The organism is Pseudonocardia sp. DxW, assembly GCF_058448985.1.
On the sequence record NZ_JBZFLK010000002.1, the window covers coordinates 321,033 to 344,612 of the forward strand.

Genomic DNA, 23,580 nt, shown 5'->3' on the forward strand with positions numbered 1-23,580 from the left:
CGGGTGCTGGGCCGGGCCCTGCCCCACCGCGCTGGTGGACGACTCCGACGTGCTGGTCGGCGCCGGGCCGTCCGACGTGCTGGTCGGCGCCGCCGAGTTCGACGTCGACGGGTCCGGCGTGCCCTCGCTGCCGGACGTCGAGGTCGGCGGGGTCGACGGCGGGGTCGACGGGTCCGGCGTCTCCGAGTCGTCCGGCGGCGTGCTCGGCGGCGTGCTCGGGTCCGGCGTGCCCTCCGGCGGCTTCGGGGTGCTGGGACGCGGCGTGGTCGGCCGGGTCGACGGGGGCGGCGGGGCCGGCGGCGGCGCCACTCCCCCGCCGGGCGGCGGGGCCACCCCGCCACCGGGCGGCGGGGCCGGGACGACCGGTGCGGCGCCGCCGGCCGGCGGCTGCGTGCCCGGAGCCGGTGCGCCGGCACCCTCGTCCGCGGCCGTCGCCGGGTCGAACGCGGGCGGCACGGCGTCCTCCGCCGGCGCCTCGGCCGGCGGCTCACCGGTGACGATCCGCTCCGGCATCGGCGCGGTGCTGCCCGGCGAGGCGATCGCGAACGGCGAGCCGACGAAGCTGCCCTCCGGTGCCGCGGCCGTCGCGACCGCGGTGATCCCGCCCAGCGAGCCCACGGTCAGCACGGCCGCCGCGGCGGCCGAGGTCGCCCGGCGCGCCCCCGCGGCGCGGGCGATCACGTCGTCGACCGCGGGCAGCGGCACCGCCGCCGACAGCACGTCGTCGAGCCGGTGGAACTCGTGGTCGATGTCCTGGTAGCCGTTCATCCCCGTCCCCCCTCGGCGGCGCGCAGGTCGTACCCGCCGTGGCCGCCGTACGCGGGGCGCGCCACGTACGGCGCCGGCGCCCCCACGATCTCCTCCAGCACCTCTGCCATCCCCTCGGTGACGACCTCGCGCCCCCTGGCGAGCCGCCTGCCGATCTCCCGCTCGTCGGTCGCCTCCAGCTCGGCGACCGCACCGGGCGACAGGCCGGCCATGTGGTGCAGCACCACCGCCCGCCGGTCCGGCGGGGCCAGCCGGCCCAGTGCCTCCAGCAGCGCCCCGGTCCGCGGGTCGGTCTCCTCCGCGGCCGGCCTGCGGCGCCTGCCGAAGCGCAGGAACCGGCCGCGCATCGAGGTCCGGATGGCGACCCGCCGGACCCAGCCGACCGCCGCGTCCTCGTGCTCGACCGCACCCCGGTTGCGCAGCGCCGACCAGCGGCGCCAGGCCCGGGAGTAGGCGTCCTGGACGGCGTCGTGCGCGTCCTGCGGGTTCAGCGTGATCGCGTACAGCTGGGCGACCAGCCGCGGGTAGTAGGTCTCCAGGTGCGCGCCGAAGTCCGCGCGCAGCTCGCCGTGCGGCAGCGTGCGGTGCTGCTGCACCATCGCGCCGCTGATCGACGGGGGCTCGGCGCCGCCGGTCCACGCGTCGTGGTCGATCTGCTCGGTCCCGCCGTCGCCCGGCCACGGGTCGGGCTCGCCGTACTCGGCCGGACGGGTGAGGTCCGGGGCGCGACCGGGCTCGGCGCCTCCGCCGTCCGCCCCGTATCGATGCACCACCGTGCTCAACCCCGTGTCCTCTCGTCGCCGCATCCCGGCCTCCCGCGATCGCACCGGGGACCGGTCCGATCGGCGGAAACCCGCCCGTACTCCGGCGGGACACCGAGCGCCGACGCTCCCTGCCCGCCTGAATCGACCAACGAGCGGACGTCGTTACAGAAACGGGTGGATCTTCACGCGTCCGTCACGAACCGTGTGATCCGGACCGGACGGACCACTCGTCCGGGTCATCCCGCCAGGCGGCCGTGTGCGCGGTGTAGCGGCGGGCGTCCGGATCCGCCCCGTACAGGGCGGCCGCCCGCCGCCGGCGCTCGGTGTAGCCGTCCCGGGCGCGCGGGTCGGCCCGCAGCCGGTCCCGGGTCCCGAGGGCGTGCTGCCAGGCCGGCGAGCCGTGCACCCGCACGACGATGACCGCGGGCCGCCCCGGGTCCGCGGACCGGTGCACGCGCAGCGTCCCCGCCCCGTCCCCGTCGGCCTCCGGGTCGGCCGGGAACCCGGCGGCGGCCAGCCGGTCGCCGAGCGCTCCGGCGTCCGACCGGGCCTCCACCGCGAGCTGCAGGTCCAGCACGTCGCGGGCGGGCAGGCCGGGCACCGCGGTGGCGCCGACGTGTTCCACGCCCCGGCCGCGGTCGCCCGCCGCGTGCCCGATCCGCTCGGCGAGCCGGCGGGCCTGCTCCGCCCAGTCCGGGTCGGCGTCGACCAGCCGGGGCGGGCCGTCCGGCACCGGGCGGCCGAGCCGCAGGTTCTCCTCGAACCCGACCAGCCGTCCGTCCCACAGCGCGTCCACCCGGCGCCGTGTGTCCTCCTCGGCGCCGGAGTTGTCCAGCCAGACGTCCGCGGCGGCCCGGCGGCGCTCGTCGCTCGCCTGGGCGGCGACCCGGGCGCGGGCGTCCTGCTCGGCCATCCCGCGGGCGGACACCAGCCGCCTGATCCGCTCCTCGGCGTCCACCCCGACCACGACGACCAGCGGGAACGCCGCCGCCATCCCGCCCTCGACGAGCAGCGGCACGTCCTGCACGACGATCGCGTCCGGCGCGGCGGCGGCGACCAGCTCGTCGGACCGGGCCCGCACCAGCGGGTGCACGATGCCGTCGAGCTCGCGGCGGGCGTCGGCGTCGGCGAAGACGATCGAGGCCAGCGCGGGCCGGTCCAGCTCGCCGTCCGCCCGCAGCACCCGGTCGCCGAAGGCCGTCACGATCGCGGCGAGCCCCTCGGAACCGGCGGAGACGACCTCGCGGGCCAGCAGGTCGGAGTCGACCAGCACCGCCCCGCGTTCGACGAGACGACGGGCGACCGTCGACTTGCCGGCCCCGATTCCCCCGGTCAGCCCTGTCCGCAGCACCGGCCCACCGTAATCAGGTGGTGCCGGGCACGTCCCCGGCGGGCGCCCGGTTCGCCTGCGGCGCCGGTCCCCCGGCCGGCGGGGTCGCCGACGGGGTGGCCGGCGGCGGTTCCGCAGTGGGCGGCTGGGTCGGGGTCAGCGCGGGGATGATCCGCTGCGCCAGGTCCGGCAGGGTCTCGGCGGCCGGTCGGTTCTGCCCGGGCGCGGCGACCGGCAGCACGAAGGTGAGCGTGTCGACGCCGTAGACCAGGGCCAGCGTCGTCTGGTCCGCCCGCTCGATCAGCACTCCCGGCACGGTCCCGACGGTGATGTCCCGGGAGGCGTTGGCGTCGGACCGCTCGGCGTTGGTGTTGAGCTGCCACTGCCGGGTCGCCGAGGCGGCGTCGCCGTAGCGGCCGATGTTGAGCTGGTAGAGCACCGGCCCGCGGTTGCCCGGCCCGTCGAACGCCTGGCCGCCGGCCCGGTAGGTGCACGCGGTGCGCTCGGTGCGGTTCACCGCCGGCTCGGCGACGCCGCGCACCGACTGGACCGAGACCGAGCCGAGCACCTGACCGAACAGCGCGCCCGCCTGCTCCGGGTCCATCAGCCGCGCGCAGTCGGTGGGCAGCGCGATCGGCAGCGGGCCGCCGTCCGCTCCGGCGACGGTGCTCTCCTCCGCGGCGAACGTCGGCACCGCGATCCCCGGGTCCCCCGAGGCGATCCCGCAGCCGCTGATCACCCCGGTGAGCAGCACGGCGCCGGCGAGCAGGGCGACCCGCCCGCGCCGCAGGCGGGTCGCGGGAGAGAGCAGGGGCGTGCCGGATCGCGTCCGGCGGACGGAGCAGCCGGCCATGCGCACAATCTAGGCCTGACCCCGAGATCGACTCCGGGAACGCCCCCGGAGCGTCATGGACCGGTGCCGAACCGTGACCTCTCCCCGGCGCGTATCGAGCGACACGCCGTGCAACGCAACCGGACCGCGGCGGCCCGTCCACCTGCCCGATCCATCACTGCCGACATGGTCCCGCATACGCACCGAGCCCCGGTGACCACGTGGGTCACCGGGGCTCGGTGTGGATCGTGATCCGGCCCGGAGCGGGACCGGACCGGTGGATCAGGCTCCGCCGGAGAGCTTCTCCCGCAGGGCGGCGAGCTGCTCGTCGCTGGCGAGCGAGCCACCGCTGCTGCTGCTGCTGGTCTCGGCCGGGCCGGACGAGCGCTCCTCGGTGTCACCGCCCGACGAGTAGTTCGCCGGAGCGACGTCGTCGCCACCGGCCGCCTCGGCCTCGGCGGCCTTGCGGAGCTGGGCGATGTGCTGCTCGTAGCGGGTGTGCGCCTCGGCGTACTGCTTCTCCCACGCGGCGCGGGCCTCGTCGAAGCCCTCCTTCCAGTCGCCGGTGTCGACGTCGAAGCCCTCGGGGTAGATGTAGTTCCCCTGGTCGTCGTACTCGGCGGCCATGCCGTAGCGGGTCGGGTCGAACTCGGTGTCGACCGTCATGCCCTCGTTGGCCTGCTTCAGCGACAGCGAGATGCGGCGCCGGTCGAGGTCGATGTCGATGACCTTGACCATGGCGTCGTCGCCGACCTGGACGACCTGCTCCGGGATCTCGACGTGGCGCTCGGCCAGCTCGGAGATGTGCACCAGGCCCTCGATGCCCTCCTCGACGCGGACGAACGCGCCGAACGGGACGAGCTTGGTGACCTTGCCCGGGACGATCTGGCCGATCGCGTGGGTCCGGGCGTAGAGCCGCCACGGGTCCTCCTGGGTCGCCTTCAGCGACAGGGAGACGCGCTCGCGGTCCAGGTCGACGTCGAGGACCTCGACGGTGACCTCCTGGCCGACCTCGACGACCTCGCTCGGGTGGTCGATGTGCTTCCAGGACAGCTCGGAGACGTGCACCAGGCCGTCGACACCGCCCAGGTCGACGAAGGCACCGAAGTTGACCACCGAGGAGACGACGCCCTTGCGGACCTGACCGCGCTGCAACTGGTTGAGGAACTCGCTGCGGACCTCGGACTGGGTCTGCTCCAGCCAGGCGCGGCGGGACAGGACCACGTTGTTGCGGTTCTTGTCCAGCTCGATGATCTTGGCCTCGATCTTGCGGCCGACGTAGGGCTGGAGGTCGCGCACCCGGCGCATCTCCACCAGCGACGCCGGCAGGAAGCCCCGGAGCCCGATGTCCAGGATCAGGCCGCCCTTGACGACCTCGATGACGGTGCCCTCGACCGGCTCGTCGGCCTCCTTGAGGGCCTCGATCGTGCCCCAGGCGCGCTCGTACTGAGCGCGCTTCTTGGACAGGATCAGGCGGCCCTCCTTGTCCTCCTTCTGGAGAACCAGGGCCTCGACGAACTCGCCGACCTCGACCACCTCTGCGGGGTCGACGTCGTGCTTGATCGACAGCTCACGCGAGGGGATGACGCCCTCGGTCTTGTAGCCGATGTCGAGCAGGACCTCGTCGCGGTCGACCTTGACGATCGTGCCCTCGACGATGTCGCCATCGTTGAAGTACTTGATCGTCAGGTCGATGGCGGCGAGGAAGTCCTCCTCCGACCCGATGTCGTTGATAGCGACCTGCGGCGTGGTCGGGGCGGCGGTGGTGTCGGTGGACATGTAGTGGGGTGCTCCGATGGATTTCTCTGGCGGTCTCGGTGCGGTGACTGCTGCAGCAGCTCCGCTTCTGGTGTGTGTAGCTGTGACTGTGTGGTCTCCCTACTGCAACAGTCACCCTCTGGCGTCGATTCCCGTGGTCGGTAACCGGGTGCGGCGGAACGGTCGGGCGGGCGAGCCCGGCGTCGACGGTCCTCCGCCACGTTGACCACAGTGCGCACAACATGCTACGCGGGCCGTGATGACTGGGGCAATGCGGGTCCGGGTGAACGGGTGAGCGGCAACGACCGGCCCGGGCTCTGCGACGATCGGGTGATGACGATCGGGTGGTCATGAGCAGCCGGGACGAGTACGGCACCGCCGAGTCGGTCGTCGGCACCGCCGGTCTCGCCCGCCGCCGGGTGGGCAGCGCCGAGTCCGAGAGCGCGGGACGGCGGTGGTGGGACGCCGACGCCGACGACTACCTCGCCGAGCACGGCTCGGACATCGGCGACGCCGAGTTCGTCTGGTGCCCGGAGAACCTGCACGAGGCCGACGCCCGGCTGCTCGGCCCGGCGGCGGCGCTGCCGGGCGCCCGGGTGCTCGAGGTCGGCGCCGGCTCCGCGCCGTGCAGCCGATGGCTGGCCGGGCAGGGCGCGCTGCCGGTCGCGCTCGACGTCTCCGGCGGGATGCTCCGGCACGCCGCCCGGCTCAACCGCGAGCTCGGCACGCACGTCCCGCTGGTGCAGGCCGGCGCCGAGCACCTGCCGTTCGCCGACGCCACCTTCGACCTGGCGTGCTCGGCGTTCGGGGCGATCCCGTTCGTCGCCGACCCGGCCCGGGTGATGCGCGAGGTGCACCGGGTGCTCCGCCCCGGCGGCCGCTGGGTGTTCGCGGTGAACCACCCGATGCGCTGGGCGTTCCCGGACGATCCCGGCCCGGACGGGCTCACCGTCACCCAGTCCTACTTCGACCGCACCCCGTACCTGGAGGTGGACGCCACCGGCCGGGCCACCTACGTCGAGCACCACCGCACGCTCGGCGACCGGGTCCGGGACGTGGTCGCCGCCGGGCTCGTCCTGGAGGACCTGGTCGAGCCGGAGTGGCCGGAGGGGCACGACCGGGTGTGGGGGCAGTGGTCGCCGCTGCGCGGGGAGCTGTTCCCCGGCACGGCGATCTTCGTGACCCGCAGGCCCGGCGGGGCTCAGACCTCGAGCACCGCGCCGGTCGGCAGGTCGTAGCGGGCCCCGACGATCGTCAGCCGGTTGTTGCAGACCGCCCCGGACAGCGACGGGTCCGCGGTCAGCTGGGCGACCACCCGGCGGACGTTGGCGTCCACCGCCGAGGCGATCCCCTCGTCCCCGGCCGCCGCGCCCGCGCACACCGGGACGATGTCCTGGACCAGCGCACCGAGCGTCGCCGGCGCGGGCGACGGCGCCCCGCCCGCCACATCCACCGCGGCCTTCACCGCACCGCACTGCGAGTGGCCGAGCACGACCAGCAGCGGGATGCCGAGCGCACCGGCGCCGAACGCCAGCGTGCCGCGGACCGCGTCGTCGACGACCTGGCCCGCCGTCCGGACCACGAACAGGTCCCCCAGCCCCAGGTCGAACACCAGCTCGGCGGGCACCCGCGAGTCCGAACAGGACAGGATCATCGCGGCCGGCTTCTGCTCGGCGAGCACCGCGGCCCGCTCCTCCGCCGACCGGCGCGGCTCCTGACGCTCGTCGCGCTGCCAGCGCAGGTTGCCCTCGAGCATCATCGACCACGCCTCGGTCGCCGTCGGCCTGGTGTCGTTGACCATGCGCTCTCTCGTTCCTCTCCCGGTGCTGCGGCTTTCTCGGTCAAGATCGCCGACCCGGACCGCGACGGCAAGTGCGCACGCCGTGATGTGTCCGGAACCGCTCCACCGGGCACGCCGGGTGGGTCTAGGGTGCCCCGGTGCCGATCGATCCCGCCCAGCTCCCCCAGATCCCGCCGGAACACGCCGGTGGCCAGCTCAACGACCGGATGGGGATCGAGATCGTCTCCCTGAGCCTGGAGGAGGTCGTCGGCCGGATGCCGGTCGCGGGCAACCTGCAGCCGTTCGGCCTGTTGCACGGCGGCGCGAGCGGCGTGCTGGCCGAGACCCTCGGCTCCACGCTGTCGGCGCTGCACGCCCTCCCGGAGCGCTTCCCGGTCGGGCTGGAGCTGGCCTGCACCCACCACCGCTCGGCCACCACCGGGCACGTCACCGGGACGGCCCGGCCGATCCACGTCGGACGATCCACCTCGACCTCGGAGATCGTGCTCGTCGACGACGAGGGACGGCGCATCTGCACCGCGCGGCTGACCTGTCTGCACCGCGACACACGACCGCTCGTGTCCTGACCATCGCAATCCGCTAGTCACGGGTTACGTCTCGGCTACGGCCCGGTTCGAGACGTTCGTACCAGTCCTCTCCTCGGCTACGTTCCCCCAGATCACCCACCCGGGTGTCCGCACGACGCCCCACGAGGACGGACGAACGTTGTCACCACCCCGCACTCCGCGCCGCGAGCGCGCCGACAGCGCGGGGACCGTCCGCGCGGGCGCCGTCCCGCGACGGACATCGGTCCCCGCCGCAGCACGCTGGCTGATCGGCCTGCTCGTCGTACTCGTCGGCGGGCTCGCCCTGTCCGGCACCGCGCTCGCCGCCACCGCCGCTCCCCCGGCCGCCCCGCAGGCGGCCGTCTCACCCGCCCAGCAGACCGACGGCATCGACGTCAGCGGCACCCTGCGCGACCAGGACGGCGAGCCGCTGGACGGCGTGACGATCGTCGCCGAGCAGAACGGTGCCCCGGCCGCCGAGGCGGTCTCCGACGAGAACGGCCGCTGGGAGCTGACCGTCCCCACCGCCGGCAGCTACACCTTCCGGCTGGACGACTCCACGCTGCCCGCCGGCACCGAGGTGCTGCAGGGCGAGACGACCCGTGAGGTCAGCGACGGCTCGCTGAACACCGTCGTCTTCCGGTTCGGCGAGGAGGTCGCCGGGGCGGCGGGCGGCGGTTTCGCCACGTTCCTGCGCCTGCTCGTCGACGGCATCCGGTTCGGCCTGGTCATCGGCATCGCCGCGGTCGGCCTGTCGCTGATCTTCGGCACCACCGGGCTGACCAACTTCGCGCACGGCGAGATGGTCACCATCGGCGCGGTCGTCGCCTGGTTCATCAACGTCGGCGGCGGGGTCCAGCTGATCCCGGCGACGATCATCGCGATGCTCGTCGGCGCACTCCTGGGCGCGGCCAACGAGCTAGGCATATGGCGGCGGCTGAGACGCCGGGGGGCGGGCCTGATCGCCCAGCTCGTCGTGTCGATCGGCCTCGGCATCGCGCTGCGGTACCTGGTGCTGATCTTCTTCGGCGGCCGCTCCGAGTCGTTCGCGGACTACACCGCGCAGACCGTCCGCAACTACGGGCCGATCGCGCTCACCGACAAGGACCTGTCGGCGATCATCGTGTCGGTCGTGGTGCTGCTCGCGGTCGCGCTGCTGCTGCAGAAGACCCGCATCGGCAAGGCGATGCGCGCCGTCTCCGACAACCGGGACCTCGCCGCGTCGTCCGGCATCAACGTCGACCGGGTGATCCTGTTCGTCTGGATGCTCGGCGGGGCGCTCGCCACCCTCGGCGGCGTGCTGTTCGCGCTCTCCGAGCTCTCCAGCACGGTCCAGTACGAGATGGGCTTCCGGCTGCTGCTGCTGATGTTCGCCGGGGTCATCCTCGGTGGCCTCGGCACCGCCTACGGCGCGCTGCTGGGCTGCCTGATCGTCGGGATCCTGGTCCAGCTGTCCACGCTGGTGCTGCCGCTGGACCTCAAGTACCTCGGCGGACTGGCGGTGCTGATCGTGATCCTCGTGTTCCGACCGCAGGGCCTGCTCGGGTCCAAGGCCCGGATCGGCTGAGGAGGACATCATGATCGACTTCGGACAGCTCCTCACCGTCGGGTTCTCGCAGCTCATCGGGCCGTCGGCCATCTTCTTCGCGCTGCTCGCACTCGGCCTCAACATCCACTTCGGGTACACCGGCCTGCTCAACTTCGGTCAGATCGGCTTCGCGCTGGTCGGCGCCTACGGCATGGGCATCTCGGTGGCGAACTACGGCGCCCCGCTCTGGCTCGGCGTCCTGATCGGCATGGCCTGCGGTGTCGTGCTCGCGCTGGTGCTGGGCATCCCGACGCTCCGGCTGCGCGCTGACTACCTGGCGATCGTCACGATCGCCGCGTCCGAGATCCTGCGCCTGATCACCCGGTCGACGTCGCAGACCGGCTTCACCGGCGGCACCCAGGGCCTCACCGGCTTCGGCGACGCCTTCGCCGCCGCGAACCCGTTCACCCAGCCCACTTACAACATCCTCGGGCTCACCGTCCGCGGGCCCGACCTGTGGTCGATCGTCGTCGGCTGGACCGTGGTCGGCCTGTGCGTGCTGCTCACCTGGCTGCTCGTGCGCAGCCCGTGGGGCCGCGTGCTCAAGGCGATCCGGGAGGACGAGGACGCCGCCCGCGCGCTCGGCAAGAACGTGTTCGCCTACAAGATGCAGGCGCTCGCGCTCGGCGGTGTGTTCGGCGCACTCGGCGGCATCGTGTTCGCGCTGGCGACCCAGTCGCTGACCCCGGACTTCTACTCGCCGCCGCAGACCTTCTTCGCCTACGCGGCGCTCATCCTCGGCGGCGCCGGCCGGGTCTTCGGACCGGTCGTCGGCGCCATGCTGTTCTGGTTCCTGCTGTCGGTGTCGGACGCGTTCCTCCGCCAGGCCACCGCCGGTGAGAACCCGCTGCTGCCCTTCATCTCGTCCCAGGACGTCGGCGCGATCCGGTTCGTGCTCGTCGGCGTCTTCCTGGGCCTCATGATGGTGTTCCGACCACAGGGCATCTTCGGACGCCGGAGGGAGGTGCTCGGCGATGGCCGCTGACCACACCAACGACCACAGCACCGACGACGAGACGGCCGTCATCCCGGTCGTCCCGGCCGGCGGGCCGGACCCCGCACACGCGCTCGCCGGCGTCGCCCCGGAACCGGGCGTCGCCAAGCCCGATCCGGTGCTGACCGTGGACGGCGTGACCCGCACGTTCGGCGGCCTCACCGCCGTCGACGTCGCGCACCTGGAGTTCCAGCGCGGCGCCATCACCGGCCTGATCGGGCCGAACGGCGCCGGCAAGACGACCCTGTTCAACCTGCTCACCGGGTTCGACCGGGCCGACACCGGATCCTGGGTGTACGAGGGCACGCCGCTGGACAAGCTGCCGCCGCACCGGGTCGCCCGGCGCGGCGTCGTCCGCACCTTCCAGCTGACCAAGGCGCTCGCCGGCATGACCGTCATGGAGAACATGAAGCTGGGCGCCACCGGCCAGCGCGGCGAGAGCTTCCTCGGCGCGCTGTTCACCGGCTGGGGCGCGCAGGAGCGACAGATCACCGAGCAGGCCCGCGAGCTGCTGGCCCGGTTCAAGCTCGACGCCAAGTCCGAGGACCTGGCCGGGTCGCTCTCCGGCGGGCAGCGCAAGCTGCTGGAGATGGCCCGGGCGCTGATGATGAAGCCCAAGGTCGTGATGCTCGACGAGCCGATGGCCGGCGTGAACCCGGCGCTCACCCAGAGCCTGCTCGGGCACGTCAAGTCGCTGCGCGACGAGGGCATGAGCGTGGTGTTCGTCGAGCACGACATGGACGTCATCCGCGACATCAGCGACTGGGTCGTCGTCATGGCACAGGGGCAGGTGATCGCGGAGGGGCCGCCGTCGGCGCTGTCGTCCAACCAGGCCGTCGTCGACGCCTACCTCGGCTCGCACCACGACCAGGTCCTGGAGTTCGACGCCGACGGCAACCCGGTCGGCGAGACCGCGGAGATCGTGGCCGAGATGGAGGCTGCCGAGGCCGAGGGTGGGCTCGAGGGGCCCCCGCCCGAGGCCGGCGGCGCGGAGGGGAAGCGCACATGAGCGACAACAGCGACGCCACACCCGTGATGACCCCGGAGGAGGCCGCCACCTCCGAGGTGCACAACCGGCTCGCCGAGGGCGCGCTGCTGCGGATCGACTCGCTCGTCGCCGGGTACGTCCCCGGCGTCGACATCCTGACCGGCAGCGACTTCTTCCTCCGCGACGGCGAGATCGTCGGGATCATCGGCCCGAACGGCGCGGGCAAGTCCACGCTGCTCAAGGCGATGTTCGGGCTCATCCCGGTCCGGACGGGCACCGTCCGGCTGCGGGACACCGAGATCACCGGGGCGAAGGCGCACGTACTGGTCACCAAGGGCGTCGGCTACGTCCCGCAGCGGGACAACGTGTTCCCCTCGCTCTCCATCGAGGAGAACATGCAGATGGGGGTGTTCCTGCGGCCGCGCTCGTTCAGCAAGCGGTTCGACGAGGTCGCGGACCTGTTCCCGATGCTCGGGCAGCGCCGCAGGACCAAGGCCGGGTCGCTGTCCGGCGGTGAGCGCCAGATGGTGGCGATGGGCCGCGCCCTGATGATGGAACCGTCGGTGCTGCTGCTCGACGAGCCATCGGCCGGGCTCTCGCCGATGCTGCAGGACGAGGTGTTCGTGCGCTGCAAGCGGATCAACGCGGCCGGCGTCTCGGTCATCATGGTCGAGCAGAACGCCCGCCGGTGCCTGCAGATCTGCGACCGCGGGTACGTGCTGGACCAGGGCCGCGCCGCCTACACCGCCGGTGGGGCGGAGCTGCTGAACGACCCGAAGGTGATCGAGCTGTACCTGGGCACGCTGGCCGGGAGCAGCGAGAAGAAGGACTGAGCCGCGACGACGACGGCCCCGCACCCCTCCCCGGGGTGCGGGGCCGCTCGTCGCACCGGGTCCGGTCCGGGTCCGGGTGCCGGTGCGGGTGGGGTCGGAGCGGGCGCCGCGGGCTCCGCGGTCTCCGCGGGCGCCGCGGTCTCCGGCGCGGCTCGTCGCACACCCAACACGACCGCGCACCCCCACTACACGGTGCGAGATCCCGCTGGAGGTGCGACGCCGGACCGGGGGTGCGACGCCGGACCGGGGGTGCGAGGTCGCACCGGCCCGGTCAGATCGCGCGCCCCGGCGCGGGCGCGCGGAGGTCAGAGCGCGCGCCGCCGCACCCGACGCAGCTCGCCGCACCCTCAGCACGACGCCGCACCCGAACTACACGGTGCGACATCGCACTGGCGGTGCGACGTCGCGCTGGGGGTGCGACGTCGCGAGATCGCCGTGGGGCAGACCGCGGCTGCTCCGAGCGGCCCGGCAGCGGCACGAACCACCCGGCAGGGCACCGAACCTTGGCAGGGCACCGAACCGCCCGGAGGGTCGGAGCCGGCCCCGGGACGTGCCGCCGGGGCCGCGGGTGCGATCCGTGGGGCGTGCGCACGGCCCACGGCTCCCGGGCCGGCGCACGACGAAAGGGGGCGGACCCGCGGGCCCGCCCCCTCGTCGTCGTGCGTCGGGACTCAGCCCTGAGCACCCACCCGGATGAAGGTGGGGTCGTCGGCCAGCGTGTTCTCGCCCGTGAAGGTGAGCACGCCGTACGAGCCGGAACCGGGCTCACCGGCGTCGGTGAAGTCCAGGGTGCCGGTCACGCCGTCGTAGTCGACGTCGCCGCCCTGGTCGAGGATCGCCTTGCAGTCGGCGAAGGTGGTGCACTTCTCGCCGTCCTTGGTGATCCCGTTGATCTCCGACGCGATGTCGGCACCGTTCGTCGACTGCGCCGCCTCGGCCGCCAGCGCCGAGATGATCACGGCGTCGTACGACTCACCGGCGTAGTTGACGTCGGTCAGGCTCGGGTCCTCGGCCCGCAGCCGCTGCTCGAAGTCCCCGGAGAGCTCGGTCAGCGGCGTGGTGCCCTTCATACCCTCCAGCAGCCCGGGCGGCAGTCCCTCGCCGAGGGCGTTGCCCATGTTGCCGTCGGTGCCGTAGACGCCCTTCTGGGCCGGCCCGATCTGGACCTCGCTCATCCGGGTGATGATGCGCTTCGACTCGTCGAAACCGATCACCGCGATCGAGTCCGGATCGAACTGTGCGATCTGGTCGATCTCCGGGTTGAACGACGCCGCGTTCGGGTCGTAGATGATCTTCTGGATCTGGTCCTGCGGGATGCCCGCGGAGACCAGGTTCTGCTCGGTGTTGTCGGCCAGCCCGGCGCCGTACGGGTCGTTACGGGCCAGGATGCTCACCCGCTGACCACCGTCGGAGGTGATCAGCTGCGCGAGCGCCTGCGCCTGCAGGACGTCCGGCGGAGCGGTCCGGAAGTACAGACCGGCGTCCTCCCAGCAGGTGAACTCGTCCGAGGTGTTCGCCGGCGAGAACTGCACCACACCCGCACCGGTGATCTTGTCGATCACCAGCTTGGACACGCCGGACGCCGCGGCGCCGACGATGACCTGGGTCCCGGAGGCCAGGTGCCGGTCGACCGTCTGGTTGGCGATGTCGGTCGTGTCGTCACCGGAGTCGCCGCGCAGGTGCTCGACCGGGCTGCTGAGAACGCCACCCGCCTCGTTGATCTCCGCGAGCGCCACCTCGACACCGGCGAACTCCGGCGGGCCGAGGAAGGCCAGGCTGCCGGTCTCGGGCAGCAGCGTGCCGATCTTCAGCGGCTCGGTGCTGGGGTTACCGGTGGGCTGCGCCTGCGGCGGTGTGCACTCCTGACCGGCGGCGGCCGGAGCCTCGCTCCCCGCCGTGTCCTCTCCACCGGCGCCGGCGTCCCCACCGCCGCCACAGCCGGCAAGTACCAGCGTCGTCACCCCGGCCAGGGCGGCGAATCGCCACGTTGATCGCGTCATACAGGTTCCCCTTCGACCGCCCCCCGCCGTCGAAGTCGCGCGGGAGGATGGCGGAAAACTAGTACGCCCGAACCAGGAAATGGGAGCCGATCACCGCTCGTGACACGAATGTGATGATTCGACTCACGACCGTCACGTAATGATCTTTCCGGGTGTGCGCCTTGCCACGCGCAGTGACCGGTCAGTTTCTCGGTGAACCGGATCGGCAGAATCGGAATCGTTCTGAAACTGTCGGCGCTGTAACGCCGGGCCGGGTGCGCACGATGTGATCCGGCCCCGGAACGCACCGCAGCCCCCGCGGCCGGGTGGCTGCGGGGGCTGCGGTGAGAGCCGGTGCGGGCGGTCCGTCAGGAGGACGACTTGGCGGGCGCCAGCCCGTCGACGACGGCCTCGGCGACCGCCTTCATCGTCGTCCGGCGGTCCATCGCGGTGCGCTGGATCCAGCGGAACGCCTCGGGCTCGGACATCTTCTGGTGGGTCATCAGCAGGCCCTTGGCCCGGTCGACGACCTTGCGGGTCTCGAACCGCTCGTTGAGCGAGGCCACCTCGTCCTCGAGCGCCTTCTTCTCGGCGAACCGGGAGACGGCGAGCTCGATCGCCGGCACCAGCTCGTGCCGGGCGAACGGCTTGACCAGGTAGGCCATGGCGCCGGCGTCGCGGGCGCGCTCGATCAGGTCACGCTGGCTGAACGCGGTCAGCATGACGACCGGGGCGATCTTCTCCTCGACGATCGTCGCGGCCGCCTCGATGCCGTCCTTCTTGGGCATCTTGACGTCCATGATCACCAGATCCGGGGACAGCTCGCGGGCCTGGCTGATGGCCGCCTCGCCGTCGCCCGCCTCGCCGGCGATCTGGTAGCCCTCCTCGGAGAGCATCTCGGCGAGGTCCATCCGGATCAGGGCCTCGTCCTCGACGACCAGCACCCGCCACCCGGGCTGCGGGCCGCCATCGGCCGGCGTCTCTGCGGGAACGTTGTCGGTCACCGGGGAACTCCTTCGGGGTACGTACGGGGCACGGGCACTCGGGGCACTGACACACGGGGCCACTGGAGTACAGGGCCACTGGGACCGGACCCCGAGGCTACTCGCGGACCCCCGTCCGGGTCGTCTCACTTCGGCCTTTCGTGTGCGGAAACACGCCACCGTGGACGCGTTACCCGTCCGATCGGCCAGGGGCGCACCGTCCGTCATGTCCCGGTTCACGCCGTCGGACCCGGCGCGGGCGCACCCCAAGTGCCCTGGCCCGGCCGGCCGCGGGTGCCGATCGTCGGCCGGACAGGCACGAGAAGGGACGGCACCATGATCGAGACCCTGGACGGGCTCCCGGACGGCGTGGACGGCTTCCGCCCGGTCGGGCGGATCTCCGTCGCCGACTACGAACAGGTGGTGGTGCCGGTGCTCGACCGGGCCGACGCCGAGCAGCGACGGCTGCGGCTGCTCTGCGTCGTCGATCCGGCGTTCACCGGGCTGGAACCGGACGCGCTGTGGGAGGACCTGCGGGTCGGCCTGCGGGCGATGCCGATGATGGACGGCTGCGCGGTGGTCAGCGACATCGGCTGGATCCGGGACGCCGTCCGGATCGCCGCCGTCCTGGTCCCGTACCCGGTGCGGCTGTTCGGCGCGGCCGAGCGGGCCGCGGCGGCGGACTGATTGCGGGAGCTGCCCGGCGGCAGCGGGTTCTCGGTGCAGCTGCTCGACGACGGCGCGGTCGCGGTCGTGCGGGTCCGGCGGCCGCTGCGGGTGGCCGACATCGCCGCGCTCACCGCGACCGTCGACGACTGGTTGCGCACGCACGACGAGCTCGGCGGGCTGGTCCTCTCGGCGCCGTCGCTGCCCGGCTGGCAGAACCTGAGCAGCCTGCTGCGGCACGTCCGGTTCGTGGCCGGGCACCACCGGAGGGTCCTGCGGGTGGCGCCGGCCGTGGACGGCACGATCGGCGCGTGGGCGCCGACCGTCGCGGACCTGGCGCTGCATCCGGAGGTCCGGCACTTCCGGCACGCCGACGAGGCGCTCGCGATCGGCTGGGCGGCGGCCGGGGTGCCGGCCGGCAGCGCGGCCGGCCCGGCGGAGCCGTGACCGGCGCCGGGTCCCGGCGGGGCGCACCCCGGGACCCGGCCGTGACCGGCGGGCCCCGGCCGGGCCGCCGGCCCGGAACGGGATCGTGAGCGGGCCTCAGGCCGGTGCGGAGTCGTTGCGCGCGACCAGCACCGGGCAGTGCGCGTGGTGCAGCAGCGCCCGGCTGACCGAGCCGAGCAGCAGCCCGGCGATGCCGCCGCGGCCGCGGGACCCGACCAGGACCAGCCTGGCGCCGGCGGAGGCCGCGACGAGTGCCCGGGCGGCGCCGTCGCGCACCATCTCCGGCCGGACCTCGACGTCGGGGAACTCGCCGGTCCAGCGGGCCAGTGCCGCGTCGAGCAGCCGGCGCTCCGCCGCGAGGGTGGCCTCGGAGTCCACCAGCAGTCCGACGTAGGGGTCCGCGACGTCGTCGGACCAGGCGTGCAGGGCGACCAGCGGGGCACCGCGCAGCCGCGCCTCGGCGAACGCGACGCCGAGCGCCGCGTCGGCGAGCCCGGACCCGTCGACGCCGACGACCACCGGACCGCCGGGGGTGTGCATCCCGCGCAGCACGACGACCGGGCAGCGGGCGGTCGCCGCCGTGCCGACCGCGACCGAGCCGGCGAGCAGCTCGGCGAAGCCACCGCGGCCGCGGTCGCCCAGCACCAGCAGGCGGGCGTGCGCCGACTCGTGGTGCAGCGCGGTGACCGCGGCGTCCTCCGCGACCGCGGTGCAGATCCGGTGCGCGGGCAGCACCTCCCGGGCCACGACGACCGCGTCCTCCAGGTTGCGGGCCGCGGTCTCCCTGGCCCGGCGGGCCCGGTCCGCGGCGCCGATCGGGGCGAGCCCGCCGTCGTCGTCGAGCCGCCCGGTCGCGGCGACGAGCCGCAGCGGGAGGTCCCGGGCGAGCGCGTCCTGCGCGGCCCAGCGGACCGCGGCCAGCGCCTGCCCGGAGCCGTCCACCCCGCACACCACCGGGGCCACCGTCGGGTCGTCCATCTGCCGGTCCCTCTCCGTCGTCGGTGACACCGACGATGGCCTGCGGCGGGCGGGTGCGCCGCGGGCCGCGGTCCCCGTACGTGCGGGACGAAGGACCCGGGCGGGCGGGGCGGAACCGTGCCGGAACGGCCGGTGGATCTGCTGGACCGTGCCCCCGGTGGGATTCGAACCCACACTGTACGGTGTTTGAGACCGCTTTCTCTGCCAATTGGAATACGAGGGCGTGAAACGTTCGGCGTATTCGCTTCCGTTCCCAGCCTAGCGGGCCGCCGGACGGCCGCGGAATCCGGGCGCGGCCCGCGCCGGGCCCCCGGCGACCGGTCAGCCGAGCCGTTCGAGCAGCACGGCGGCCTCCAGGTGATGGGTCATCGGGAACGCGTCGAACCCGCGCAGCGCGGCCACCCGGTAGCCGGCCCGGGCGAACAGCGCGAGGTCCCGGCCGAGCGCGGCCGGGTCGCAGGCGACGTGCACCACCCGGCGCGGGCCGCGGTCGGCGAGCGCGCGCACGGTGGCGGCGCCGAGCCCGGCCCGCGGCGGGTCGGTGACGACGACGTCCGGGGACGGGCCGAGCCGGGCGATCTCCCGCTCGGCCCGGCCGGGCACGAACCGGACCTGCGGCAGGTCGGCGAGCGCGGCCCGGCCGTCCTGCACCGCGGACCGCGAGGACTCCACCACGAGCACCGTGCCGTCCGGCCCGACCTGCCCGGCCAGCACCGACCCGAGCAGCCCGACGCCGCCGTAGAGGTCCCAGGCGACGCCGCCGGCCGGGGCGTCCGCCCAGTCCCCGACGACGCCGGCGAGGGTGTCCGCCAGCGCCGGGTGCACCTGCCAGAACGTCCCCGGCGAGAGCTCCCAGGTCCGGCCGGCGGCGCGCACCGTGGTGCCGGCACCGACCCGGGCGGCGCCGTCGTCGCCGACCGTCACCTCCAGCTCGGTCCCCGGGGCGAACCGCTGCTCCAGCACCGGCCCGAGCGCGCCGGCGGGGACCAGCGAGCAGTCCGCGATCTCGCACACGTCGTGGCTGCGGTGCGCGCGCAGGCCGGGCACGCCCGCGTCGTCGACGGCGAGCCGGGCCCGGGTCCGCCAGCCGAACGGGCCACCGGGCAGCTCCTCGACGACGACCTCGTGCAGCGGCACCGACGACAGCCCGGCGGCCGGCCCGGCGAGCCGGTCCAGCTGTTCGCGCAGCACCGCGGTCTTCAGGTCGCGCTGGGCCGGCGGTGCCGCGTGCTGGAAGTCGCAGCCGCCGCAGCCGCCGGGACCGGCCCACGGGCACGCTGGTTCCACCCGGTCCGGGGAGGGATCCAGCACGGCGACCGTGTCGGCCCGGCAGAACGCACCGCCCGGGTCCTCGGTCACCACCGCGCGGACCCGCTCCCCCGGCAGCGCGTGCCGGACGAACACGACCCGGCCGTCGCCGTCGACACCCGGGGTGCCGTCCTCGGCGGCCCTGGCCACGAAGTGCCCGCCGTGCGCGACCGGGCCGACCAGCAGCTCCAGCATCCGGTCGGTCCAGTCGGTCACCGGCGTGTCTCCTTCGTGCGGGCGCTGCCCGTCGTCGTACGTGTGTCCTCGCCCGGTCCGGCGGTGCCGTCCGGGTAGCCGCGCCGGGACGCGCCCGGCGCCTGCAGCGGCGACAGCGCCCTGGCCCGCGACGACGACGGCAGCTGCCACGGCACGCTCGTCACCATCACCCCCGGCTGGAACAGCAGCCGCGTCTTGAGCCGCAGTGCGCTCTGATTGTGCAGCACCTGCTCCCACCAGTGCCCGACGACGTACTCCGGGATGTAGACGGTGACGACGTTGCGCGGCGAGTCGGTGCGGATCCGCTTCACGTAGTCCAGCACGGGCCGGGTGATCTCCCGGTAGGGGGACTCCACCACCTTGAGCGGGACCGGGACCCCGCGCCGGTGCCACTGGTCGACCAGCTTCTTGGTCTCGGCGTCGTCGACGTTGACGGTGACGGCCTCCAGGATGTCCGGCCGGGTGGCGCGGGCGTAGGCGAGCGCCCGCAGCGTCGGCTTGTGCAGGGTGGACACCAGGACGACGGCGTGGTTGCGCGACGGCAGCACGTCGTCGGTCTCGTCGGCCACCAGCGCGGCGGAAACCCGGTCGTAGTGCAGCTGGATGCCGCGCATGAGCACGAAGAAGCCGGCCATGGCGACGATCGCGATCCAGGCGCCGAGGGTGAACTTGGTGAGCAGTACGGTGATCAGGACCAGGCCGGTCATGCAGGCCCCGAACCCGTTGATCGCCTGGCTGCGCCGGATCCGGCGGCGCCGCGCCTGCTCGGGGCCCAGCTCCAGCTCCCGGTTCCAGTGCCGGACCATCCCGGCCTGGGACAGCGTGAAGGACACGAACACGCCGACGGTGTAGAGCGGGATCAGCCGGGTCACCTCGGCCTGGAAGCCGACCACCAGCAGGATCGCGAACAGCGCCAGCACGACGATGCCGTTGGAGAACGCCAGCCGGTCGCCCCGGGTGTGCAGCTGGCGGGGCAGGTAGCGGTCCTGGGACAGGATCGAGCCGAGCACCGGGAAGCCGTTGAAGGCGGTGTTCGCGGCCAGCACCAGGATCAGCGCGGTCATCACGATCACGAACAGGTAGCCCGGCGGGAAGTTGTCGAACACGGCGTCGGCCAGCTGTGCGATCAGCGTCTGCTGGCGGTAGCCCTCCGGGGCGTCCGGGAACTGCCGCGCCGGGTCCTCCGCGATCTGCACGTGGGTCAGCTGGGCGAGTGCGATCAGGCCCATGAACAGCGACACCGACATCACGCCGAGCAGCAGCAGCGTGGTCGCCGCATTGCGCGACTTGGGCTTGCGGAACGCGGGCACCCCGTTGGAGATGGCCTCGACACCGGTCAGCGCGGCCGCGCCCTGGGTGAACGACCGCAGCACCAGCAGCACCAGCGCCAGACCGGTGAAGGCGTCGCCCTCGGCGACCAGGTCGAGATCGGCGCTCGCGGCCCGGACGTCGTCGCCGAGGATCAGGATCCGGGTCAGCCCCCAGATGATCATCGTGCCGACGCCGAACACGAACGCGTACACCGGCACCGAGAACGCGGCCCCGGACTCCCGGATCCCGCGCAGGTTGATCGCGGTGAGCACGGCGATCGCGGACACCGCGAACAGCACCTTGTGCTCGGCGACGTAGGGCACCAGCGCGCCGATGTTCGCCGCCGCCGCGGAGATCGACACCGCGACGGTGAGCGTGTAGTCGACCAGCAGCGCGCTGGCGACGGTGAGCCCGGCGTTGCGGCCCAGGTTGACCGTGGCGACCTCGTAGTCGCCGCCGCCGGACGGGTAGGCGTGCACGTTCTGCCGGTAGCTAGCCACCACTGTCAGCAGGACGACGACGACCGCCAGCCCGATCCACGGCGACATCACGTACGACGCGACGCCGGCCACCGACAGCGTCAGGAAGATCTCCTCGGGGGCGTAGGCCACCGACGACGTCGCGTCCGAGGCGAACACCGGGAGCGCGATCCGCTTGGGGAGGAGAGTGCTGGTCAGACGGTCGCTGCGCTGCGGTCGGCCGACGACGAGCCGTTTCAGGGCGACGACGAGCGTGGACACGAGCGCAGCCTATGCCTCGTGCACCACGGCGACGCGATAACGTGCGCCCCGTCGTGACCCGGTGCTGCACAGACGGAACGAATCGCACATCCCGGGCTGTTGCCCGCCGGAAGGACCCAGCTCGCCATGCACGTCGTGATCATGGGATGCGGACGCGTCGGCTCGTCCCTCGCCTCCGGGCTGGAGCGGCTCGGACACGAGGTCGCGGTGATCGACCGGGACCCGCAGGCGTTCCGCAGGCTCGGCCCGGACTTCCGGGGCCGGCAGGTGGTCGGGTTCGGCTTCCACCGCAGCGTGCTCGACGAGGCCGGGCTGGACTCGGCGGATGCCTTCGCCGCCGTCTCCTCCGGGGACAACTCGAACATCATCGCGGCCCGGGTGGCCCGGGAGAGCTACGGCGTGGAGAAGGTCGTCGCCCGGATCTACGACGCGAAGCGGGCCGCGGTGTACGAGCGCCTCGGCATCCCGACCGTCGCCACCGTGCCGTGGACGACCGACCGGCTGCTGCGGATGCTGCTGCCCGACGGCGTCGCCACCGCCTGGCGGGAGCCGACCGGCACGGTCGCGGTGCTGCCGCTGCCGCTGCACGAGGACTGGGTCGGCCGGTCGGTGCGCGACCTGGAGGAGACGACCGCGTCGCGGGTGGCGTTCATCGTCCGGTTCGGCAGCGGGGTGCTCCCGACCGCGACGACCATCGTGCAGGCCGAGGACACGGTGTACGTGGCCGCGGTGTCGGGCACGGTCAGCGACGTGACGGCGGCCGCCTCGGCGCCGCCGGAGGAGGACTGATGCGGGTCGCGGTCGCCGGGGCGGGCGCCGTCGGGCGTTCCATCGCGCTGGAGCTCGTCGAGTCCGGGCACCGGGTGATGCTGATCGAGCGCGAGCTCACCCAGATCGACCCGGCCGCCGTCCCGGACGCCGAGTGGGTGCACGCCGACGCCTGCGAGCTGGCCTCGCTGGAGGACGCCGGCGTCGAGGGGTGCGACGTGGTCATCGCGGCGACCGGCGACGACAAGGTCAATCTCGTGGTGTCGCTGCTGGCGAAGACCGAGTTCGGCGTGCGCCGGGTCGTGGCCCGGGTGAACGACCCGCGCAACGAGTGGCTGTTCGGCGAGAACTGGGGGGTCGACGTCGCCGTGTCCACCCCGCGGCTGCTGGCGGCGCTGGTCGAGGAGGCCGTCGCCGTCGGCGACCTGGTGCGGCTGCTGACGTTGCGCCAGGGCCAGGCGAACCTGGTCGAGGTGACGCTGCCCGAGGACACGCCGCTGGCCGGCCGCCCGGTGCGCTCGGTGACGCTGCCGCCGGACTCGGCGCTGGTGACGATCCTGCGTGGCGGCCGGGTGATCGTGCCGCAGCCCGACGACGCCCTGGAGCCGGGTGACGAGCTGCTGTTCGTCGCGACGACCGCGGTCGAGGACGACATCCGGGAGGCCCTGGCCCGGCCGTGAACCCCGGTCGTGGGCCCAGCCGTCAGACGCGGGTGGCGCTCTCCGCCCGCCGCACGATCAGCACGGTCGCCAGCAGCGCGAGGCCCAGCAGCGGATAGCCCATCGCGAGCCGGGCGATGCCCAGCCAGGTCTCGGAGTTGGCGTCGTAGAGCAGTCCCTGCACGACCACCCGGGAGACGAAGACGACCGCGAGCAACCCGGTGGCGATCGTGTACGCGCGTAGCAGGACCGGGTTCTCCCGCCATTCCATGCCGCGCGAGTTGATGCCGTTCCAGATCACCCCGGCGATCGGCCAGCGCACGATCATCGACACGATCGCGGTGAGCGCGAAGAACGAGCTGATGAGCAGGCCGGGCAGGTAGAAGCCACGGGCCTCGCCGGTCTGCCGCGCGACCAGCGCGCAGATGCCGACGCCGAGCAGGCCGGAGACGGCCGGCTGGATCGGGTCGCGGCGGACCAGCCGCCACACCATCACCGCGACGCCGACGGCGAGCGCCGCGTACAGCCCCGGCTGCAGCCCGGCGATCAGGTTGACCAGCACGAACACCGCGACCGGCACCGAGGAGGCGACGATCCCGGAGAGGCCGCCCATCTGTTCCATCAGGGTCGGCCCGGCCCGCGGGTCCCGCCCGCCGCCGGGCACCGGCGGCCCGACGGGGCCGGTCTGCTCGTCGCCTGCCGGCGGCGGGTCGACCCGCGGGAGCCGGGTGGTCGGGGCCTCGTGGTGGTCGCTCACGGATTCCGATCGTTCGTCGCGGCCCGGTGGGAACCGGGCCGGGGCGGGCTACTGCTGGGGCTGGCAGATCTCGTAGTACGGGTTGTACAGCACCTTCTGCCCGTCACGGACGGAGATCCGCCCGCGCACGCGCATCGTGCGGCCCGCCTCGATGCCGGGGATGCGCCGGCGGCCCATCCAGACCAGGGTGACGCCGTCGGTGCCGTCGAACAGCTCGGCCTTCAGCGTGGCGTCGGCGCTCTGCGGGCAGAGCTCGACGCTGCGGATCCGGCCGAGCATCGTGACCTCCTCGCCGCAGGTGCAGTCGCGGGCCGGCCGTGCACCGGTCTCCTCGACGTCCTCGGCCAGGTCCCGGGCGTCGAGCTCGTCGACGTCGCTGGTGAGTGTGCGGAGCATCCGGCGGAACGCCCCGCCGTCCGTGCTGCCCATGTCTCTCCTCGCCCCGCGTGGCCCGTGTTCCGCACATCGTGTGGCGACCCGCCGGGCCGTGGTGTCGCGCATCAAGGGTAACGCGCGCGGGCCCCGGTTTGTGCCCGCGCAACGGCAGCTCACAGCGGGTGGCCGGGC

At 73.5% G+C, this 23,580-nt stretch carries 23 protein-coding genes and 1 tRNA gene; 11 read left to right on the forward strand and 13 right to left on the reverse strand.

The features are described 5' to 3' along the window. Positions 1 to 34 precede the first annotated feature (34 nt). Positions 35 to 760: a hypothetical protein gene (locus ACVJO7_RS04300; RefSeq protein ID WP_491671806.1), complete on the forward strand. Its 726-nt coding sequence runs from the start codon at positions 35 to 37 to the stop codon at positions 758 to 760. A gap of 4 nt (positions 761 to 764) precedes the next feature. Here the strand turns inward: ACVJO7_RS04300 and ACVJO7_RS04305 are convergent, their stop codons facing one another. From ACVJO7_RS04305 to rpsA, 4 genes are all read right to left on the reverse strand, one after another. Next, on the reverse strand, positions 765 to 1,541 hold the full coding sequence (locus ACVJO7_RS04305; protein ID WP_491671937.1) for an RNA polymerase sigma factor: 777 nt from the start codon (positions 1,539 to 1,541) through the stop codon (positions 765 to 767). Positions 1,542 to 1,725: 184 nt separating this feature from the next. Continuing rightward, positions 1,726 to 2,883 (reverse strand): dephospho-CoA kinase, encoded by a 1,158-nt coding sequence (coaE, locus tag ACVJO7_RS04310; protein ID WP_491671807.1) that lies wholly within the window; start codon positions 2,881 to 2,883, stop codon positions 1,726 to 1,728. 13 nt (positions 2,884 to 2,896) lie between these two features. After that, on the reverse strand, positions 2,897 to 3,715 hold the full coding sequence (locus tag ACVJO7_RS04315; RefSeq protein ID WP_491671808.1) for a hypothetical protein: 819 nt from the start codon (positions 3,713 to 3,715) through the stop codon (positions 2,897 to 2,899). A 261-nt stretch (positions 3,716 to 3,976) separates the two neighbouring features. Next, positions 3,977 to 5,473, reverse strand: a complete 1,497-nt coding sequence (gene rpsA / locus ACVJO7_RS04320; protein ID WP_491671809.1) for a 30S ribosomal protein S1 — start codon at positions 5,471 to 5,473, stop codon at positions 3,977 to 3,979. Between the two features lie 329 nt (positions 5,474 to 5,802). On the opposite strand from rpsA, the gene ACVJO7_RS04325 reads away from it, so the two are divergent. Continuing rightward, entirely contained in the window at positions 5,803 to 6,690 is an 888-nt protein-coding gene (locus ACVJO7_RS04325) for a class I SAM-dependent methyltransferase (RefSeq protein ID WP_344026276.1), read from the forward strand. Here the strand turns inward: ACVJO7_RS04325 and ACVJO7_RS04330 are convergent. Next, on the reverse strand, positions 6,654 to 7,253 hold the full coding sequence (locus ACVJO7_RS04330; protein WP_344026278.1) for a carbonic anhydrase: 600 nt from the start codon (positions 7,251 to 7,253) through the stop codon (positions 6,654 to 6,656). The two genes, ACVJO7_RS04325 and ACVJO7_RS04330, sit on opposite strands and share 37 nt — an antisense overlap. Before the next feature lie 137 nt (positions 7,254 to 7,390). Here ACVJO7_RS04330 and ACVJO7_RS04335 point away from each other — a divergent pair, with 137 nt between their 5' ends. From ACVJO7_RS04335 to ACVJO7_RS04355, 5 genes are all read left to right on the forward strand, one after another. Continuing rightward, complete coding sequence (locus ACVJO7_RS04335) at positions 7,391 to 7,819, forward strand: PaaI family thioesterase (RefSeq protein WP_344026280.1); 429 nt, start codon at positions 7,391 to 7,393, stop codon at positions 7,817 to 7,819. Between the two features lie 139 nt (positions 7,820 to 7,958). Next, entirely contained in the window at positions 7,959 to 9,365 is a 1,407-nt protein-coding gene (locus tag ACVJO7_RS04340) for a branched-chain amino acid ABC transporter permease (RefSeq protein WP_491671810.1), read from the forward strand. A 10-nt stretch (positions 9,366 to 9,375) separates the two neighbouring features. Next, positions 9,376 to 10,371, forward strand: a complete 996-nt coding sequence (locus ACVJO7_RS04345; protein ID WP_344026284.1) for a branched-chain amino acid ABC transporter permease — start codon at positions 9,376 to 9,378, stop codon at positions 10,369 to 10,371. Beyond that, a complete protein-coding gene (locus ACVJO7_RS04350) occupies positions 10,361 to 11,389 on the forward strand; it encodes an ABC transporter ATP-binding protein (RefSeq protein ID WP_491671811.1) in 1,029 nt (342 codons plus the stop codon). The genes ACVJO7_RS04345 and ACVJO7_RS04350 overlap by 11 nt, the downstream gene beginning before the upstream one ends. Next, the gene (locus ACVJO7_RS04355) at positions 11,386 to 12,201 is read left to right on the forward strand and encodes an ABC transporter ATP-binding protein (protein WP_344026288.1); all 816 of its coding nucleotides are present in this window, start codon (positions 11,386 to 11,388) and stop codon (positions 12,199 to 12,201) included. Before ACVJO7_RS04350 ends, ACVJO7_RS04355 begins: the two co-directional genes overlap by 4 nt. Positions 12,202 to 12,872: 671 nt before the next feature. Here the strand turns inward: ACVJO7_RS04355 and ACVJO7_RS04360 are convergent. Both ACVJO7_RS04360 and ACVJO7_RS04365 read right to left on the reverse strand, forming a co-directional pair. Continuing rightward, positions 12,873 to 14,201 (reverse strand): ABC transporter substrate-binding protein, encoded by a 1,329-nt coding sequence (locus ACVJO7_RS04360; RefSeq protein WP_491671812.1) that lies wholly within the window; start codon positions 14,199 to 14,201, stop codon positions 12,873 to 12,875. A gap of 347 nt (positions 14,202 to 14,548) precedes the next feature. After that, positions 14,549 to 15,184: an ANTAR domain-containing response regulator gene (locus ACVJO7_RS04365; RefSeq protein WP_491671813.1), complete on the reverse strand. Its 636-nt coding sequence runs from the start codon at positions 15,182 to 15,184 to the stop codon at positions 14,549 to 14,551. A 315-nt stretch (positions 15,185 to 15,499) separates the two neighbouring features. Between ACVJO7_RS04365 and ACVJO7_RS04370 the strand changes: the two genes are divergently transcribed. Then, the gene (locus ACVJO7_RS04370) at positions 15,500 to 15,850 is read left to right on the forward strand and encodes a SpoIIAA family protein (protein WP_491671814.1); all 351 of its coding nucleotides are present in this window, start codon (positions 15,500 to 15,502) and stop codon (positions 15,848 to 15,850) included. Continuing rightward, complete coding sequence (locus tag ACVJO7_RS04375; RefSeq protein ID WP_491671815.1) at positions 15,851 to 16,276, forward strand: SpoIIAA family protein; 426 nt, start codon at positions 15,851 to 15,853, stop codon at positions 16,274 to 16,276. 96 nt (positions 16,277 to 16,372) lie between these two features. Here ACVJO7_RS04375 and ACVJO7_RS04380 read toward each other — a convergent pair whose 3' ends face one another. The 4 genes from ACVJO7_RS04380 to ACVJO7_RS04395 all read right to left on the reverse strand — a co-directional run bounded on the left by ACVJO7_RS04380 (position 16,373) and on the right by ACVJO7_RS04395 (position 20,829). Further along, the gene (locus ACVJO7_RS04380) at positions 16,373 to 17,254 is read right to left on the reverse strand and encodes a universal stress protein (protein WP_491671816.1); all 882 of its coding nucleotides are present in this window, start codon (positions 17,252 to 17,254) and stop codon (positions 16,373 to 16,375) included. A gap of 149 nt (positions 17,255 to 17,403) precedes the next feature. After that, positions 17,404 to 17,477, reverse strand: a tRNA-Leu gene (locus tag ACVJO7_RS04385). A 98-nt stretch (positions 17,478 to 17,575) separates the two neighbouring features. Continuing rightward, entirely contained in the window at positions 17,576 to 18,757 is a 1,182-nt protein-coding gene (locus ACVJO7_RS04390) for a class I SAM-dependent RNA methyltransferase (RefSeq protein ID WP_344026375.1), read from the reverse strand. A 17-nt stretch (positions 18,758 to 18,774) separates the two neighbouring features. Further along, complete coding sequence (locus ACVJO7_RS04395; protein ID WP_491671817.1) at positions 18,775 to 20,829, reverse strand: APC family permease; 2,055 nt, start codon at positions 20,827 to 20,829, stop codon at positions 18,775 to 18,777. A gap of 126 nt (positions 20,830 to 20,955) precedes the next feature. On the opposite strand from ACVJO7_RS04395, the gene ACVJO7_RS04400 reads away from it, so the two are divergent. Then, on the forward strand, positions 20,956 to 21,618 hold the full coding sequence (locus ACVJO7_RS04400) for a potassium channel family protein (RefSeq protein ID WP_491671818.1): 663 nt from the start codon (positions 20,956 to 20,958) through the stop codon (positions 21,616 to 21,618). Then, on the forward strand, positions 21,618 to 22,277 hold the full coding sequence (locus tag ACVJO7_RS04405; protein ID WP_491671819.1) for a potassium channel family protein: 660 nt from the start codon (positions 21,618 to 21,620) through the stop codon (positions 22,275 to 22,277). Before ACVJO7_RS04400 ends, ACVJO7_RS04405 begins: the two co-directional genes overlap by 1 nt. 22 nt (positions 22,278 to 22,299) lie before the next feature. Here the strand turns inward: ACVJO7_RS04405 and ACVJO7_RS04410 are convergent, their stop codons facing one another. Further along, entirely contained in the window at positions 22,300 to 23,013 is a 714-nt protein-coding gene (locus ACVJO7_RS04410) for a DUF3159 domain-containing protein (protein ID WP_491671820.1), read from the reverse strand. 48 nt (positions 23,014 to 23,061) lie between these two features. Then, on the reverse strand, positions 23,062 to 23,442 hold the full coding sequence (locus tag ACVJO7_RS04415) for an OB-fold nucleic acid binding domain-containing protein (protein ID WP_344026310.1): 381 nt from the start codon (positions 23,440 to 23,442) through the stop codon (positions 23,062 to 23,064). Between the last annotated feature and the right edge of the window lie 138 nt (positions 23,443 to 23,580).